General features: G+C 39.0%; 16 protein-coding genes. 6 read left to right on the top strand and 10 right to left on the bottom strand.

Annotation, left to right across the window (positions count from 1 at the left end; translation table 11 throughout):
- The first annotated feature begins 117 nt into the window (after positions 1-117).
- Both ALFOR1_RS07370 and ALFOR1_RS07365 read left to right on the top strand, forming a co-directional pair.
- Entirely contained in the window at positions 118-1128 is a 1011-nt protein-coding gene (locus ALFOR1_RS07370; RefSeq protein ID WP_104642544.1) for a GlxA family transcriptional regulator, read from the top strand.
- 75 nt (positions 1129-1203) lie between these two features.
- Positions 1204-2430 carry a sensor domain-containing phosphodiesterase gene (locus ALFOR1_RS07365; protein ID WP_104642543.1) on the top strand — a complete coding sequence of 409 codons (1227 nt, stop codon included), beginning with the start codon at positions 1204-1206 and terminating at the stop codon, positions 2428-2430.
- Between the two features lie 45 nt (positions 2431-2475).
- Here the strand turns inward: ALFOR1_RS07365 and ALFOR1_RS07360 are convergent, their stop codons facing one another.
- From ALFOR1_RS07360 to ALFOR1_RS07350, 3 genes are read right to left on the bottom strand one after another with little or no spacing between them, the layout of a single operon-like run.
- Complete coding sequence (locus ALFOR1_RS07360) at positions 2476-2988, bottom strand: MgtC/SapB family protein (RefSeq protein WP_104642542.1); 513 nt, start codon at positions 2986-2988, stop codon at positions 2476-2478.
- 17 nt (positions 2989-3005) lie between these two features.
- Positions 3006-4115, bottom strand: a complete 1110-nt coding sequence (locus tag ALFOR1_RS07355) for a GNAT family N-acetyltransferase/peptidase C39 family protein (protein WP_104642541.1) — start codon at positions 4113-4115, stop codon at positions 3006-3008.
- 3 nt (positions 4116-4118) lie between these two features.
- The gene (locus ALFOR1_RS07350; RefSeq protein ID WP_104642540.1) at positions 4119-5513 is read right to left on the bottom strand and encodes a RimK family protein; all 1395 of its coding nucleotides are present in this window, start codon (positions 5511-5513) and stop codon (positions 4119-4121) included.
- Between the two features lie 305 nt (positions 5514-5818).
- On the opposite strand from ALFOR1_RS07350, the gene ALFOR1_RS07345 reads away from it, so the two are divergent.
- A complete protein-coding gene (locus ALFOR1_RS07345; protein WP_104642539.1) occupies positions 5819-6160 on the top strand; it encodes a zinc ribbon domain-containing protein YjdM in 342 nt (113 codons plus the stop codon).
- 59 nt (positions 6161-6219) lie between these two features.
- Here the strand turns inward: ALFOR1_RS07345 and ALFOR1_RS07340 are convergent, their stop codons facing one another.
- The 6 genes from ALFOR1_RS07340 to ALFOR1_RS07315 all read right to left on the bottom strand — a co-directional run bounded on the left by ALFOR1_RS07340 (position 6220) and on the right by ALFOR1_RS07315 (position 11984).
- A complete protein-coding gene (locus tag ALFOR1_RS07340) occupies positions 6220-6591 on the bottom strand; it encodes a hypothetical protein (RefSeq protein ID WP_104643638.1) in 372 nt (123 codons plus the stop codon).
- Between the two features lie 677 nt (positions 6592-7268).
- A complete protein-coding gene (locus tag ALFOR1_RS07335; protein ID WP_104642537.1) occupies positions 7269-7808 on the bottom strand; it encodes a hypothetical protein in 540 nt (179 codons plus the stop codon).
- A gap of 249 nt (positions 7809-8057) precedes the next feature.
- Positions 8058-8534: a GreA/GreB family elongation factor gene (locus ALFOR1_RS07330; protein ID WP_104642536.1), complete on the bottom strand. Its 477-nt coding sequence runs from the start codon at positions 8532-8534 to the stop codon at positions 8058-8060.
- A gap of 114 nt (positions 8535-8648) precedes the next feature.
- Positions 8649-9581, bottom strand: coding sequence for a protein translocase subunit SecF (gene secF / locus ALFOR1_RS07325; RefSeq protein WP_104643637.1), 933 nt, complete (start codon positions 9579-9581; stop codon positions 8649-8651).
- A complete protein-coding gene (secD, locus tag ALFOR1_RS07320; protein WP_104642535.1) occupies positions 9574-11412 on the bottom strand; it encodes a protein translocase subunit SecD in 1839 nt (612 codons plus the stop codon). Before secD ends, secF begins: the two co-directional genes overlap by 8 nt.
- Before the next feature lie 110 nt (positions 11413-11522).
- On the bottom strand, positions 11523-11984 hold the full coding sequence (locus ALFOR1_RS07315) for a hypothetical protein (protein WP_104643636.1): 462 nt from the start codon (positions 11982-11984) through the stop codon (positions 11523-11525).
- A 105-nt stretch (positions 11985-12089) separates the two neighbouring features.
- Here ALFOR1_RS07315 and ALFOR1_RS07310 point away from each other — a divergent pair, with 105 nt between their 5' ends.
- The 3 genes from ALFOR1_RS07310 (at position 12090) to ALFOR1_RS07300 (ending at position 16146) form a co-directional block, all read left to right on the top strand.
- Positions 12090-13871 (top strand): ABCB family ABC transporter ATP-binding protein/permease, encoded by a 1782-nt coding sequence (locus ALFOR1_RS07310; protein WP_104643635.1) that lies wholly within the window; start codon positions 12090-12092, stop codon positions 13869-13871.
- Positions 13872-14075: 204 nt separating this feature from the next.
- Complete coding sequence (locus tag ALFOR1_RS07305; protein WP_058549057.1) at positions 14076-14789, top strand: YebC/PmpR family DNA-binding transcriptional regulator; 714 nt, start codon at positions 14076-14078, stop codon at positions 14787-14789.
- A gap of 70 nt (positions 14790-14859) precedes the next feature.
- Positions 14860-16146, top strand: coding sequence for a leucine-rich repeat domain-containing protein (locus ALFOR1_RS07300; RefSeq protein ID WP_104642534.1), 1287 nt, complete (start codon positions 14860-14862; stop codon positions 16144-16146).
- A 122-nt stretch (positions 16147-16268) separates the two neighbouring features.
- On the opposite strand, the gene ALFOR1_RS07295 is transcribed toward ALFOR1_RS07300, so the two are convergent.
- A complete protein-coding gene (locus ALFOR1_RS07295; RefSeq protein WP_227006928.1) occupies positions 16269-18158 on the bottom strand; it encodes an alpha/beta hydrolase family protein in 1890 nt (629 codons plus the stop codon).
- Positions 18159-18185 lie beyond the last annotated feature (27 nt).

Raw genomic sequence — 18185 nt, 5'->3', positions numbered from 1 at the left:
CTTTAAAGCGTGTTATTGGAGAAGCACACAGTTTAAATGGATTAACCACAGCACTTTGTGCTTTAATAGCCAAATATTCAGCATTAAAGGCCAAAGAGTACTGGTCGGAGCTTTGGAATGAATAAAAAATCGCTTAATCCCGCGTTAAATATTGCAATTACTGTGTACCCACACTTACTTATTACCAGCTTAACGCTACCCATTGAAATGCTAAGAGCCGGTGAAGCCTATGCAAAAGGGCATTTAAACCAAGCTGACTTTAGACCACTTAGTATAAATTTAATTGCTAAAAGTAATGAGCCAATACAAAACCGTACTGGCCTTGCTATAGTCCCCGATTGCACTACTGCTAACGCACCGTATAACGATTTAATTATAGTACCCGGCATATGGCGAAACCCTCGCCCTGTCGTTCGTACTAATAAAGAGATAGTTGAGTGGCTACAAGAAAGCTTTGAAACTGGCAGCCATATAATTGGTGTTGGTACTGGTAATTGCTTAGTTGCAGAGGCAGGGTTACTTGATGGGCACCCCGCTACAACCCACTGGCATTATGCAAAACAATTTAACCACGACTATCCATTGGTCAGCCTAAAACCCGACTTTTTTATAACCCAATCTGAGCGCATGTATACGGTGGCAAGCTTAAATGCACTTGCCGATGTGATCGTACATATTATTAGCCAATATTACGGCAAAGCAGCTGCGCAGCACGTAGAGCGTAACTTTTCGCACGAAGTACGTAAACCTTACGAAGATCAGCGCTACCTTGAAGGCGCGGTTGACCGCCACCCTGATGAACTTATAGCGCAAATTCAGTTTTGGCTTAAAACCAATTTAGCCAGCGAGTTAAACCTACAAGAAGTAGCGGCACAATTTAGTTTAAGCTACCGTACCTTTACACGGCGCTTTAAGCTTGCAACTAATCAAAGCCCTATAGAATATTGGCAGCAATTACGGGTTGAAGGTGCTAAAGAATTATTAGCGTCGTCTAATTTAACTATTCAAGAAGTGGCGCTTGAGGTCGGCTATAACGACCAAGGCCATTTAACTCGCGTGTTTAAAAAAGTGCTAAGCCAAACGCCAAGCGAATACAGAAAAGTAGTAAGAAGAAAATTATTTGGTTAATGCATAATAGTTATTGAGTGGCTTTTATTGTTATATAAATTACACTATTACATAAAATTCGATTCAGGTTATTGTATGAGCGATGAAATAAAAAAACAGCTTTTTGAGCAACAAAGTGATGGCTCTATCGACGAAAAACTATTTCGCCTTCTTTCGCTTGTGCGCAAACATCTTAAAATGGATGTTGCGTTTATATCGGAGTTTACAAAAACAGATCGCGTTTTTAAAGTGGTCGATAACCAAACCAACAACACCTGTGTAGCAGTTGGTAATTCAGACCCCATTTGCCAAACATATTGCAAAAAAATCTCAGATAACGACCTTGAACCTATCATACCAAACACGCATAAACACCCAATAACTAAGGCTATGCCGGTCACAAAAAAATTAAATATTGGCTCATATATTGGTGTACCTATAGTTTTAGCATCAGGTAAAATTTACGGTACCTTTTGCTGCTATAAAACGATATTTGATAACAATTTAGATAATAAAGATTTGGCGTTTTTAAAACTAATATCAGAGCTTGCTAGCGAGCTAATAGAGCAAAAAGCACAATCTGATACATTAAGTATTGAAACAAAAATACTCATTGAAAATATTATAAAAACAAAAGCCATCACTATTTATTTTCAGCCCATTTTTAACCTAGCGACTAACCGGCTATCGGGTTACGAGTCGCTTTCTCGATTTTTTACTGAACCTTACAAAACACCCGATGTATGGTTTAAAGATGCCGACAACTTAGGACTAGGTGAAGCGCTAGAAATGCTTGCTATACAAAATACCCTGCACTGCATGGATGAGCTTGCCCCCCATGCCTACATAACCATTAATACATCGCCAGCGCATATATTATCGGGTGCAATTAATAACGTATTAAATGATGTAGATTGCACCAGAATAATATTAGAAGTGACTGAACACTCTCCTATTACAAATTACCAGGCTATGCGCTCTGCACTTGAGCCATTAAGAGCAAAAGGCGTAAAGCTGGCAATAGACGATGTAGGCGCTGGGTTTTCGTCTTTTCAGCATATATTAGAGTTAGAAGCCGATATTATAAAACTTGATATTAGCCTTACCCAAAATATAAATAACGACCGTAGAAAGTTTTTATTAGCAAAGGCGCTATGTGGTTTTGCAAAAGCAATTAATTGTTCAATTGTAGCGGAAGGCATAGAAAATGAAGATGAGCTTTTCACACTCAGAAAACTAAATGTAGATAACGTACAAGGCTATTTTATTGGTCGCCCAGCACCAATTATCGAGGCAATAGAGTATCAAGCAGTCACGCTTTAACTAATACATTTTAACGTAGTACGCCACTAAATTAGTGGCGTTAAATCAGTGGCGTTCTGGGTCGTTAAATTCTTTTCGATAATAACGTTTTTGATAATTTTTTACTTTAGTGTGTACCCCTTTGCTGAGGCTTTTAAATTTTGCCTCCAGTACATCTACACCGTATAAAATACCGACCACCAGCACTGAAAGTTTAATAGCAGCGCCTAAATTGTCTGTAGCTATCATTACACCAATTGAAGCAAGCACCCAAATGGTTGCAGCTGAGGTAACCCCTACAACGGCTCCGTCTTTTGCAAGCATAACGCCAGCGCCTAAAAAGCCAATGCCTGTAATTATTTGCCCCACTACACGCGAATGATCAATTACATCCCCTTGTAAGTTAAACGCGGTCGATAAAAACAAATACGTGCCCAGCGTTATTAAGGCTGAGGTACGAATACCCACAGGTTTACCGCGCAATTGCCGTTCTAACCCAATTATGGCACCGCAAAAAGCGGCGGTACCAATGGCCGCCCACGAATAAGGGGCTACATCAATTAAATCTAAAAAAGTCACTCTTTACTTAAAACCTATTAATTATTAGCAATGGCTACTGCGGTTCTTAAACGTTGGCTACCAAATGCTGACATTTTACTAAAATCACTGCGCGCTATAGGCACGTACTGGCAATCTATTGCGAGTTGTTTGTCGCTTCCTGGCTCACAAAATGGGTCGTGAACATACACGCAGTGCTCATCAAGGTGGGTAACGCACACCCAATGAGGTGATTTTTTACCATCAAACCGGTATGTGCTAATTAGTAACAGCACACTAAAGCCTTGACTTAACCACTGTTCAATATGCTCAAGCTCAACATCTTTATGCGTAAGCGGTATATTTGCCTGTGCAATACCATCAACAAATTGTTGATGCACTGTTGCAAGTACTATTTTTTTGTTCTCATTGCGTACGCCATCTAAAAACAAAGGCTCTGTGGTATTTACCATGACCTCGCTTTTAAAGCCGCGCTTATTAGCAGCAAGTGCCAAACCAAACGGATGACAACCACCATGACCCGATGTCATAAAAATAGTGGTGCCTTCGCGCCAAAGTGCCAGCTCATGTGATTGGCTAAGCTCGGTTGTTGGCTTAAGTGCCCCCATTGCCATTAATAACGCCGCTGGCCCACAGGTAAACTCGGTAGTTTGCTGATACCATGGCGTTAATCGCGCTACTTTTAGCTCACTCGTTTGGCGAATATTTTTTTGCATTCGCAATGCATCGCTGTGATCGTCATAATAATCGCTATATTGACCAAACACTCTGTAACCCAAGCTTTTGTATAGCCCAATAGCACTTTCGTTATTGACGGCCACTTCTAATCGTAAGTAAATTCGCCCACGCTCACTGGTTTGTTTTTCAAGCACAGCTAATAGCATTTTAGCAATGCCTTTACCTTGCATTGTGGGTTTTACAGCAAGCGAATATAAACGTGCTAAACGTGTGCCTTTATGGCACCACACAAGCCCATAGCCGCATACTTGCTCGCCATTTTCTGCAACGAGCAAAATACCGTGCTTAGCACTTAACCAGCGCTTTAAACTACGCGGGCTCAATTTATCGTTATTAAAGCAAGCGTTTTCAACGTCTATTAGTGCGTTTAAATCACTGCTAAGTGCTTTTCGAATAACAAGGTTATTCATGTATTAGCCACGGCCTCGCGCTTCTAAGCGTTGTTTAAATTCATCCATAATGATCATGTATAGTTCGTCGCCTAAATAGCCATCTTCTACTTTGTGATCAATACTTGGATTGTCATTTACTTCAAGCACATATGCTTTGCCTTGATGTTCTTTAACATCTACGCCATATAAGCCTTTGCCCACAGTTTTACATGCTTTTAAAGCGGCATCTAAAACAACTTTTGGTAACTCAAAGGTAGGTAGCGTTTCAAAACCACCAGAGAAAAACCGTTTAGCATCGTGATTATAAATTTGCCAATGGTTGCGTGCCATTAAATAACGACACGCATATATAGCGCGGCCATTTAATACACCTACTCGCCAATCGTATTCTGTGTACATGTATTCTTGTGCAAGTACCAATGCGCTATATTCAAACAGATCGGTTAATTTAGCTTCAAGCTCACTGCGGTTTGCAACTTTAAATACACCTTTAGAGAACGACCCTTCAGGCATTTTTAAAACCAGCGGATAGGTAAACGCCTCTTCTAATTGCTCAAGCGTTTGCGCTGATAGATCAGCCACTACAACCGTTTTTAAACTGGGCACTTTTTGATAATTAAACGCATCGTGTAAATATACTTTATTACAACAACGTAAAATAGATTCAGCATCGTCAATTACCACTAAACCTAGGCTTTGCGCTTTGCTTGCAAGGCGATACGTTGGATGGTCAATCGCTGTAGTTTGGCGAATAAATAACGCATCAAACTGGGCAATATTGTCTATTTCATCAAAACTGAGTGCTTGCGCATTAATACCATGTTTAGCAGCTGCTTTTATAAAACGGGCAATGGCATCTTTATCACTCGGTGGTACTTTTTCGTTATGATCAACAAGTATTGCCATATCCCATCTAAAACGGCGCTGCACATTTCCAATGCGCCATTGTGTTTGGGTAAACGTATTTAGTTTTGCTACAAAATTGCTGTATTGCTCATCGTTTAAAGAACTTAGCGAGCCCTGTTGCAATAAGCCTTGCTCATCTACATATAAAATAGGCGCTGGGTATTGCTTAAATACCGATTTAGCCGCTTTACTTTGTAATTCGTTTAGCGCATTACCAAAGTAAATTTCGCCATCAATTTGCCCAACATTTAACATAGGAGCTTGGCCGCTACGAAGCGCATTTATTGTTTTAACACTTGGCAAAACTTGGTGTTTGCGCGCCTCAGCAAGCAAAGAGCAATAATAACCCTTACTCAAGTATTGGCTTGAGTCGCATAAATTAATAATGCGAGTTTTAGGTTCATTATGTTTTGGGTAATCACGTAAGTAACTATTAAACGTAATTACATTTTCGAACGATTGAGCAAGTGTTTGCTCGTTGTTATCAACCACTATTAAGGTTTTAAACACGACTTTTCCTAGTTAAGTCAGAAATATAAAAAGCATGCCTAATAAAATACTCAGCACTATAAATAGAAACACCCATCGTACTAAGTGGGCATTGCGCGTATCACTTAATACGATGGGTGCTTTAACAAATACCTACTGTAAGTGTTAGCGCTTAAATTGCTTAAGCGACATATGCTTTATATGCCCTTTTTAAAAACCACACAAACGAGATATTTTTAGCGTGAAGATAAAAAATATTGATTAACTATATTTTCCTATTAATGCAGATTAAAATACGCAAAATTAATATTTTATGAGCGTTATAAATGTCACATCCTGCCTGCCCACAGTGCCAATCTGAATATGTTTACGAAGACCAGCAACTGCTTATTTGCCCTGAGTGTGCCTATGAATGGAACCCAAATAGTACAAACGATGAAGACGCAATTTCAGTTAAAGATGCCAACGGCACACTACTTAATGATGGCGATAAAGTAACCGTAGCCAAAGATTTAAAAATTAAAGGCAGTTCACAAGTCATTAAAATTGGCACCAAAGCGGTCGTAAGGCGTGTGCTTGATAAAAAAGATCACGAGCTTGATTGTAAAGTAGAAGGCATTGGCGAAATGATGGTAACAGCAAAGTTTGTGAAAAAGGCTAACTCGTAGGTCGGATAAAGGGCGAAGGCATCCTGCATGTCTCGCCAAAACGATCGAAATAATTGATTTTATTCAGTTATCCGTGAGCACTCGTTAACAACCGCTAAACCCAAGTCAATGTGAGCAACAATATAGCCATATTCCTTCTTTGACAGTTTGCCAGTTTTGTACTGTTCTTTTGCCGACTTATGGTTCCATGATTCGCCGCATTTTGGCTCTGGAATTTGAAGCTCTAGGGTAAGTAGGTATTCCTTTTCTTTATCTATGGAATACCCTTTTTTCACAGAGCTTTTCGCGCAGAGGCTAAGTGCATATTCAACCGCAAACTTATCCACGCTTGGTAAGCCAACAAACTCCACATCACACCCTAAAACACGTTCGCCTGAAGCCTTCGTGTAATAAAGCTTACCTGTAGTGCAAGCTGATAATAAAAAGATCATCGCAGATATTGATAAAAACCTATGAATCAAAGTACTTCCTTGTTTACTATTGCCCAGCTCAGCGGGCATTTATAGCGTAGCGAAAATTGCTACGCTCAAACTATTTATTTAGGCTGACACTCATCTTAATTTTCAAAATTTAGGTAGGTGTATAATTAATTATGTTAATGCAAACTAGGGTAAAAGACACAATAACTGGCGCAAACAAGCAAGCTAAAAAAATGTGACCTTTAGAATCTGTCTTGTACTCGTAGTTCTTTTTTACAAAAAGAGGATATAGCCTAGCGGTCATGCTGATTTGAGCGAAAATATACTAGGTTAAGATTCCCAGAGAAAATTTCACTGGTAGCATTTTCATTAGATTCAACGTAAGCACAATCAAAATAGGTATAAGAAGCAGAGTAAAGAAGACCTTGAAGCGGTTGCCCATAATCCAAATCGTGACGGAATTTCGCCCTTCAACTTCTTGCTGAGAAGTAAGGTTACGCCCGCATTCTGAGCAAACAATTTGAGCTAGAGGAAAGGAATCAAAGTTTCCACACTCACTATTATCACAAACTTTAAATGTTCGATGTTCCATATAGCAACCTAACGCCTCGCACAACCGGCGCAATATAGCAGGCTAAAATTAACGACGAAGGAGCTCAAGCCTGCTTTTTTTGCGTCCTTTATGTTTATTACAACCGACCTAGATACGCCTCTTTCGCTTCCCAGTAATTACTTAAACAAGTGCGAGTGTCAAATATTAGGTTTATAATTTTTTGTAGGGACTCTATCGAAAACTGTACGTATTCTTGTTCCATCTGTTTTTTACTGATACGTAAAGACACATAGGTATAACCGTCATTGTCAGTATTTTCCCAATCAGCGTGAGCCACTAAATTTCGTAAACGTCCTGACTCCTTTAAGTTAGCCATTAACTCACCATAGCCATCAAAAGGTTTCTCCATACAGAGATGGAAGTCGTCAGCGAAACGTTTAAACAAATCTACTTTGGCTGAGTACCCCATTTTATGTAGAACTATTAAACCAGTTGAATCAGTTCTATCTGTAAAGGTTTCGCATAAAAATGAATCTAATGAGCTTTCCAGTCCATTAAAATACATAATTATTTCGCCAATAAGAGGCATGGAATCACTTAAGTATGATTCTGCTTTTTCTTCATCTTCTATCTCGTGATAAAGATGCTGTTGAAATTGAGTTCTTTTAGATTTCATTTAGCACCTAAGCCAGAAAAAAATAACAATTTACTGAACACCATTTTGGTGATTTATAACACACCAAAACAGCGCATATAACATACTTCAATAATTCCACTTAATAAGTTTAATGTAAACAGATAATTAGCTGCGCTTTAAAGTTGGCTATGCTTTTTTACACCAAAACGACTTTTAATAATGTTATGAGACAAATTGGCTTTGTCGGATGGCGCTTCGCTTATCCGACCTACATATAAAACCAATGTTTTATAAAATTTCTACCACTTCATATTCATGGTTTTTGCCTGCAATGGTCAGGCTTATTTCATCATCAAGCTGCTTGCCTAAAAGTTGTTTGCCCAGCGGGGCTTCGGGTGTAACAACTTGAATAATTATCCCTTTTACTTCAACCGTTAAGCCGCCTGCGGCTGGGCCTAAATAAAACCATTTTTGTGCGGTGTTTTCATCTTCCAAACGAACGAGTGAGCTTATAATCACTTTATTGTGAGTAGGCTCTTTAAAAATGGCTTCAAATTGCTTAATGCTTTTGTAGCACTCGTTTACGCGCTCGGCTTGGCCTTGTGCTAAATATGCGGCTTCGAGCCCTAGGGTGTCATATTGCGTTTCTGCTACGCTTTCTTCGTGAGTTGCGGCGTCGTGCGCAGCTTTTGCTGCTTGTTTTGCACTATTTAATTGTGCTTCAAGTGCAAATTTAAGGTGTTCAATTACGTGGGTTTTGTTCATGAGGGAGCGCTAATAACCAATACGGTAAACTATGTGGTTAATTTTACCGTTATAAGGCGCTTAAAACCATTATTTTAAGCGCCGATATGTTTACTTAATTATAAAGACTCGCATTTATGGCATATCCATTAATGCTTGGGTTTTTACATCTAGTTTTTCTTCGTAGTTTTTAGCACTTAACCCTAAAAGCTCGGGTAACGTGGCGGCAATACAAATAGATGAGAAGGTACCTACTACAATGCCGGTAAATAGCGCGATGGCAAAGCCTTGTAATGGCGCGCCTGCGAGTAACCAAACACTTGCAACTGTAGCAAGCGTGGTACCCGATGTAATAAGTGTACGCGTTAAGGTGCTTTTTATCGCATTGTTAATAATACTTGCAGGGCTAAGTGCGTTATTAGATTTAACACGTAAAAGCTCGCGTACTCTATCACCCACTATTATGGAATCGTTAAGTGAGTAACCTATAATGGCGAGTAAACTGGCAAGTACGGTTAAATTAAACTCAATACTTAATAGCGAAAATAGCCCCAGTACGAGTAGTAAATCATGAACAAGCGCAACCACAGAGCCTACGGCTAAACGCCATTCAAACCGCACCGCTAAATAAAGCATTACTGCAACCATAGCTGAAAATAGTGCTAAACAACCTTGTTCAAACAGTTCATCACCTACTTGTGAGCCAATATACGCTGATGATAAAACCTCAGCGTTTATATCTGCGTTTTGAGTAATGGCAGATTGCCAATCATTACTATTTGCTGTTGAATCGCTAGGCGCTTCGCGTAGTTGAAAATGGCTATTACCTTGCGCGGTTAGCTCAAACTCGCCATTGTGATTTTTAGTAATAAATTGCTCAAGTTGTTTTAGCTCAACACTTTGGCTGGTGGTAAATTCCGTTAGGTAGCCACCGGTAAAGTCTAGGCCAAAATTAAGCCCTTTTTGACTAAGCGTAAACACCGACAGCAGTACAAGTATGGCGCTCAAAAGCATGCCATAAAAACGCAGGCGCGTACCCGCCTCGCCCTTTAAAAAAGTGTTAAGCATGTACATTTACTCCTGCTTTTTTAGCCAATTTTAAATATAACGTTTGGCTTAGTACTTTTGATACGTACACGCCAGTAAATACTGAAGTAATCAATCCAAGTGCCAATGTTATGGCAAAGCCTTTAACTGGCCCGTAACCTATGCCGTATAAAATAAGCGCGGTGATCATAGTGGTTATATTGGCATCAAATATTGTATTTGCGGCTTGTTTATAACCCTCCTGAATTGCTTGGTATGGCGTACGCCCTTTACGGCGCTCTTCTTTAATTCGCTCAAATATAATAACGTTTGTATCTACCGCCATACCAATAGTAAGCACAAGCCCGGCAATACCCGGAAGGGTTAATACAACCCCCGGTAATAACGACATTAGGCCAACAAGCGACGTTAAATTTAACAACAGCGCTACGTTTGCAATAAGCCCTAAACGGCGATACCACAGCGCCATAAAGGCAAGTGTAATACCCATACCAAGCATTAATGCGGCTAAACCATTACTAATGTTTTCGCTGCCAAGGCTTGGCCCTATTGTTTGCTCATGCACTATTGTTACAGGCGCGGTTAGTGAGCCTGCTCGTAATAACAAGGCTAAATCGGCCGCTGCTTGCTGGCTTTTCATATTGGTAATACTAAAACGTGAGCTTAAATGCTGAGCAATATTCGCCACGTTTATAACTTCGCTTTTTTTAACGGTTTCACCGCTTGCGTTTTGAGAGTACTCAGAGTAAACCGTGGCCATAGGCTTACCAATATTAGCTTTTGAAAAAGCCGACATGGCATCGCCGCCTTGTCCATCTAGGCTAAGTTGAACCAGTGGCTTACCCCAATCGTCGCGGCCAATGTTTGCATTATTAATGTGATCGCCGGTAAAAATAGGCACAGGGTCAAGGTTTATAGTGCCACCAGACTGTATATTAAATGTTTTACCACCAATTTCTTTTAACTGATAAAACCCAAGAGATGCAGTCGCGCCAATAATGCGCTTAGCTTCAGTTGGGTCTTGCACACCAGGCAGCTCAATACGTATACGCTGTTTACCTTGACGCTGTGTTACAGCTTCGGTTATGCCTAATTCTTCAATGCGTGAGCGAAGCGTAGTAAGCGTCTGGCTCATTACTTCTTTATCAAAGTTGCTGCGCCCTTGCTCTGAGTAGCTAAACTTGGCGTTTTTAACATTGCCGTTATTGGTTGTTGTAACCGCTAAATTAGCAAAGCGACTTTGTAGCTCATCAATAACAGGGGTTAACTTTTCGGTTGCATTAGGCAATGCGTTTATTTCAAACCCGTGCTCAGTTTGCTGCGCTTTAAGACCGTGCGCTTTTTGCTTAACAATAATTGACTTAGCTTGTTGATACGCATTCACTAATTGCTCATCAACGGCTTTATCTAAATCTACGTCGAGTACGAATAGCACACCACCGTTTAAATCAAGACCAAGCTTTATTGGTGATAAACCAAAATTTTGTAACCATGGTGGACTTGTTGCATGCTCTACAATTTTAACTTGCGTGTTTGGGTACTGCGCCTTTATAGCCGCTTGCGCTTGGGCGCTTTTAGTTGGCTCGTTTAACAGAATATTTATAGTTGATTGCTTATCAAGGCCCTGTTCAACGTCTAAGCCTTGGTTATTTAAAAAAGTAACTAATGCTTTAGTGCTTGGTACGACTTGGGCTTCGCTATGTGGCGCGTTGCTTACATGCAACCACGATTTATTAGGGTATAAGTTGGGTAATGCGCTAATAGCTAATAAAATCAGCACAATAAGCATGGCTATATAGCTTAGTTTAAATTTAGCCATAAATGGCTTTTGCTCTTTTTTTACACTTAACATGTTTTTTCCTTATTGCCAGTAAATTACTGGCAACGTACTTTTTAAAAGTACAATTAATCTCAAGGCTTAAACGTAAAACGTTAAAACCTAATAAAAATTAAATAAGAAAATTAAGCGTGGTAGGTAGTTACTGCTCTATAGAGTAAGTTCGCATCTTTCCAGCCACTGAGCCGCGACTTTTTACTATGCGTTACAAGTGTATACCAAGGCTGAATAGCATTTACAGCTTGGGGGCGTAAAAATATTTGCCTTACAAGATGCTGCGCAAAAAACTCAAAAACAACATCGTATTCTGGCTCACTTTGTACACTGTGCAAAAAAAACGATGAATTGTTGGCAGTAAGGCGTGGCTGGTGAGCTGAAAAATCTGTTTGATGCGTTTTTTTAGGTGCAGGTACGCCTGCAGACTCTGTGACAGACTTTGTTTTAGTTATATCAACGGCATCTGTAAATAAAATGTGTGAAGTTACAGCAGGGTTTAAATTTTGTGTTGTTTGCGCAGCATTGCTCTGCACACTAAAAAGTGCAGCAAGTAGCAAAAAGGCAGTTATAAACACACGAAATTTAAACATATTTATTTTAAAACTAAAATAAGGGATGCGTAGTATATAAGGGCAAGTATTTAAAATACAATGCATATCTATTTAGTAATCAATTTAATTTTACCGAGGCTTTTAATGCGTTCTAGACAAACCACAGAAAAACGCGCCGATGCCATGACCTTAAAACAAAGCATTAAAACGCTGTGGCCTTACATTACTAAATTTAAAGGGCGGGTATTTATTGCACTTTTAGCGCTTATAGGTGCTAAAGGCGCAACGCTTTTAATGCCTTGGGCATTAAAAGAAATTATCGACTCGGTAGATAAATCAATTAATCCAATTTTAGCTATTCCCGCGTTACTACTGCTTATGTATGGTGGACTTAGGTTTGCAAGTGTTTTTTTAGGCGAAGTACGCGATGCAGTGTTCTCTCGTGTAACAGAGCACGCTATGCGCGATATTGGTTTAAAAGTTTTTAAACATTTACACTCGCTTGAGCTTGCCTTTCACTTAGATAGACAAACCGGCGGGATAAGCCGTGATATAGAACGCGGCACGAGTGGGTTAAGCTTTTTAATGCGCTTTTTGATGTTTAATATTGTACCGACTCTTTTTGAAATACTCACCGTTGCTATTATTTTTGGGACGCTATTTTCTGTTTGGTTTGCGTTAATAACCTTATTAGCGGTTGCTATTTATATTACCTTTACCGTAACAGTAACGCAGTGGCGAAACCGCTTTATACGTGAGGCAAACGCCGCCGATAATTTGAGTAATACCCGCGCCATAGACAGCCTTCTTAACTTTGAAACTGTAAAATACTTTAACAACGAAGAATTTGAGGCCAAAACATACGACTCATTTTTAGCAAACTGGGAAACCGCCCGTTTGAAAAATAGAATGTCGTTACTGGCGCTTAATTCTGGCCAAGCACTAATTATTGCAAGTGCTATAACGGCGCTAATGTGGTTAGGCGCCAAAGAAGTGGTAACTGGCGCTTTAACAATTGGCGAACTTGTAATGATAAACGCATACATGATCCAATTATTTTTACCGCTTAACTTTTTGGGGTTTGTATATAGAGAAATAAGGCGAGCGCTTACCGATTTAGAAAACATGCTGGGTTTACTTAATAAAAAGCCACAAGTCACTGAGCGACCTAATGCACAAAACCTAATACTTACTAACGGCGACATAGCGTTTAATAATGTAAGCTTTAGTTACAATGCCAATCGCCCAATACTCAATGATATTAGCTTTAAAATAAATGCAGGCAGTAAAGTAGCTGTTGTAGGGGCAAGTGGAGCAGGTAAAAGCTCATTAGCACGGTTACTTTATCGCTTTTACGATGTCAGCTCGGGCACTATTACTATAGATAACCAAGCCATAGATTCAGTTACACTTAATAGCCTGCGCAGCGCCATTGCTATAGTGCCACAAGACACTGTGCTATTTAATACCACCATACGAGAAAACATAGCCTATGGCAGGCCATCAGCCACCGGTACTGAAATAGATAAAGCAATAGAAATGGCGCATTTAAAAGACTTTATCTCAACATTAGAAAACGGCGATAAAACACTGGTTGGCGAACGGGGTTTAAAGGTATCAGGCGGCGAAAAACAACGTATTGCTATTGCACGCGCTATTTTAAAGCGCTCCCCTATTTTAATATTTGATGAAGCAACCTCAGCACTCGACTCGCACGCTGAACAAGCAATATTAAATGCAATGCGTGCAGTTACTCAAAACCATACCAGCGTGGTGATAGCTCATAGGCTTTCAACCATTATAGACGCCGATAACATACTGGTATTTAACAAAGGTGAACTGGCTGAGCAAGGCACGCATTCAGCACTTTTATTAAAGAATGGCCAATATGCACAAATGTGGCAATTACAGCAGCAGGAAGATTAATTAACCGAACTTTGGTTAAGAGAGTTACTAGCCTATTGCAAGTAAATTCAAAGCAGTTAGCGCTTAAAATAGCTGCTAGAGATAGGTTTGTTATCCACAGTTTAGGTTAATTACAGCCATTTACTGGCGATAACGCCGCTTTACCTTTAGAATACGGCCTTGCAATTTTATTCTATTATTTAAATACATTAAGGCGAAACGCAGATGGGAAGAGCTTACCAAAACAAAAAAGATTCAATGGCTAAAACTGCGGGTGCTAAAACTAAAGTTTATTCTAAGTACGGTAAAGAAATTTACATATGCGCTAAAAACGGTGGTGTAGATCCAGATGGTAATCTAGCACTACGCCGTTTAATTGAACGCGCTAAAAAAGACCAAGTACCAGCACACGTAATTGACCGAGCTATAGATAAAGCCAAAGGTGGTGGCGGTGAAGATTACGCCGCAACTCGTTACGAAGGCTACGGCCCAGGTAACTGTATGATTATTGTTGATTGTTTAACCGACAACAACAAACGTACTTTTGCTGATGTACGTGTTTGTTTTACTAAAGCAAATGCTAAAATTGGTGCACAAAACTCGGTTTCACATTTATTTGATCACCTCGCTATTTTTGTTTTTGACGGTGATGACGACGAAGCAGTACTTGAAGCATTAATGATGGCTGATGTAGATGTAACAGATGTAGAAGTAGAAGACGGCAAAGTAACTGTTTTTGCTCCGCATACTGAATACAACAACACACGCACAGCACTTGAAGAAATGGGCGTTACAGAATTTGACGAAGATTTAATTGCCTTTGTTCCACAAATTGAAGCGCCTATTGAAGGTGAAGATGTTGAAGTAATGGAACGCTTTTTAGCTATGCTTGAAGACTGTGACGACGTACAAAACGTTTACCATAACGCACAATTCTAAACTTTTTATAGTTTAAATTTAAGCCAACAGAGATGTTGGCTTTTTCATTTTAAAAGGCTTTTGAAAATTTATGAATACCCTTGCGGAGCTTAAAGCTGGTAAGTTGAATGGCGTAACACATTTGCAACTCGTTGAAGAGTTGACTGAATTTCCACCTGAAATATTTACCCTTGCAGATACCTTAGAAGTACTCGATTTATCAAATAATAATTTATCTGATTTACCAGCTGAGTTTACATGTTTGCACCGTTTAAAACGCGTGTTTTTATCGTTTAACCAGTTTAAGCATATTCCTACAGTGCTCGCTAAATGCCCTGCTCTAATTATGGTCGCATTTAAAGGTAATCAAATTTCAGAGTTTGCACTAAAAAGCCTACCAAAACATATTGAGTGGTTAATACTCACCGATAACACGTTAAGCGAACTCCCTGAAGACTTTGGTAATTACACCCAGCTTAAAAAGCTTGCGCTTGCAGGTAATAACCTAAAACATTTACCGACAAGCATGGCTAACTGTACTAATTTAGAGCTTGTGAGGCTCTCTGCAAACAACCTAACAAAACTCGATGATTGGCTACTAGAATTACCAAAACTTGCTTGGCTTGCCTTTGCAGGTAATGAATTTAATAAAGCTCAGTGCTTAACTAAAAGTACTTTAAAAAATACCCCGCTTGAAAATTTTCAGCTTAAAAAAGTAATAGGTCAAGGTGCATCGGGCGTTATACACCTTGCAAAAGCAAAACATAGTAATGTTGCTGTAAAACTATTTAAAGGGGCAATAACGAGTGATGGCTACCCGCTTGATGAAGTAAATTGCTGCCTAAAAGCTGCAAATCATACAAACCTAATAAATGTATTAAGCTATATAGAGCAAAGCAAACAGCTTGGCTTAGTAATGGAATTAATAGATACCAATTATACAAATTTGGGTTTACCACCAAGTTTAGAAACGTGTACGCGCGATACATTTAATGATGGTTGTAATTACCCTATTGAAGCTGTTTATAAAATAGCAAAACAGATGGCAAATACGCTAACTCACCTACATGATAATTACGTAAGCCATGGCGATATTTACGCACACAACACCATGATAAATGAACAATATGACGTTTTATTTGGCGATTTTGGTGCGGCTACAAACTTAGCTATGCTCAGCGAATATCAGCAGCAGCAAATACAGTTAATAGAAGTGCGTGCTTTTGGGTGTTTAATTGAGGATTTACTAAGTACTGTTAGCACAGCAGATAAGCAAAGCGAACTGTTTGGTAAAATGTCCGATATAGCTCAGCTGGCAAAGCAACATGAGCTTTCAAAAAGACCAAAATTTAAGATAATTGAATCAAAATTAAGCTAGGTAGATCTTAAAATTGCTCACGCTTTTAATATACTCAGCACAGCTTTAAAGAACCCATATCAGTTAAAAACCACAAAACAAAAAGCCACTCATTGAGTGGCTTTATTTATATAGTATAGAAACTATTTACCTATGTGTTTATCAAGAAAATCAAGCATTTCAGTCCAACGCTCAATATTATTTTCTGGCTTATAAAAACCATGCCCTTCACCGCTTTTCATCATCCACTCGAAAGGCATATTGCGCTTTTTAAGCTCATCTCTTAACTTAAACGCATGTTCTTTCGGTACTCGAACATCTTCTTCGCCCTGGATAATAAAAACAGGCACTTTAATTTTATCTACATTATGTACTGGTGATTGAGCAATTCTTGCATTACCTGTAGGTAATACTGTATCTAGATAGTTAGTACCTGATTCATTCTCTTTAATATCACCCTCGGTGTACATTAAATCTAAATCATAAACACCTACAAAACCTATTGTGCATTTATACAGTTCTGGCTCTCTAATAACACTTTGAAGTGCTGCATAACCACCATAAGAACCGCCATAAACACACATTCTGGTTTTATCGACAATACCTTGTTTTATCAGTGTTCGAGTGCCGTCAGTCATGTCATCAATCATAGATGTCCCCCAGTTTTTAAAACCGCTCGTTAAAAATGAGCGACCATATCCACCTGAGCCTCTATAGTTTGGCTGAAAAACAGCGTACCCGTGGCTAGAGAGTACTTTTACATCTGAATTCAAATTTGCTATTGAGTCTTGAACTCCATGTGGACCACCGTGAGGTAATAAGATAAGCGGTAAATTAGTTGATTTATCTTTCGGTAACGTTAAAAGCCCTGTTAAAAGGTCACCATCACGATTTTTATAAGTAATGATTTGTGTTTTCGGAACTAAAGAAGATTTTAGCCATGGTTTGCTCGCTGTTAATACTGAAAGTTTACGTTTTTCATTATCATACACATAAAACTTTTGAGGGGTATTAGCTGATGAAACACTCAATATCATTGTTTTATTGTCGTACGTAGAAGAAGTTACACGTACATTTTGATTTTTAAAAGTGCCCATTAAGCTCTTAATAAGAGCCTGATTTGCAGGATCGTCTACATCATCGAGAAATACGATACCTACCTCATCATACTCATATGCCCCTGCGACTATCTCATCTGCTTGGCCTGTTTTAACACTAAACACAGGGGTCAAATCAGCTTCATTATGTGATGCCAACACAGTGTGCTTCTTAGTTCTTATGTTTAATGTTGCTATTGATTGTGTATCCGTTTCTAAATCACTTAAACCTATTAAAGTTTCATTATCAATAAATTTTAATGGAGTAAAAGAGCCTTCATATTGATTAGTTTCGAGTATAACCTTCCAATCATCATCAACACTTAAACGGGCCATAAGTACTGCTTTATTACCTCTATTAGGATCGATGCCTTGGGCTGCTAATGGTTCGCCAGTTTTATTAGTGTAAACAGCAACACCGCTTCCTTTGTAAACTCGCATAGGAACCCTACCTAAGCTACGTTTACGACCAGTAGTTACTTTCATTCTATATAAGTCTAAATATGGCTCAGACGCAGTCCATTCCACGCTATAAATCAACACTTGATCTGGTTCAGTAGGTAAAATATCAATAATAGATGAGAACCTAATATCCCCAGTTTTAGAACGAGGGCCTGTTAAGATAACTTTTCTTTTACCATTTGCATCCATTGCTATAAGTTCACCAGTGGGTCTTGGTAACTCAAAAGATCCGACTTCTCTTGCCATAGTAAGCAATAATCTTTCTTCATTTAACCATGTAAATGTACTTACAGATTCATTACCCTTGCCTCGTGTTACGGATATAATTTCATTTTTATTTAAATCTAATACCGTTAAGCTAATCACACCTTCATCATTACGTGATGTTGATGCGATATAATCACCCGATGGCGATATTTTAATATCAATAAATTGTGAATGTTTAGCGTAAGCAGATAAAACAGATTGCTCCACTTTAACCGCACTTACATTGAACGAACA

Source organism: Pseudoalteromonas carrageenovora IAM 12662 (genome assembly GCF_900239935.1).
Classification (GTDB): domain Bacteria; phylum Pseudomonadota; class Gammaproteobacteria; order Enterobacterales; family Alteromonadaceae; genus Pseudoalteromonas; species Pseudoalteromonas carrageenovora.
The sequence above is the reverse complement of the archived record's forward strand: the minus strand, read 5'-3'. Positions and strand labels throughout refer to the sequence as shown.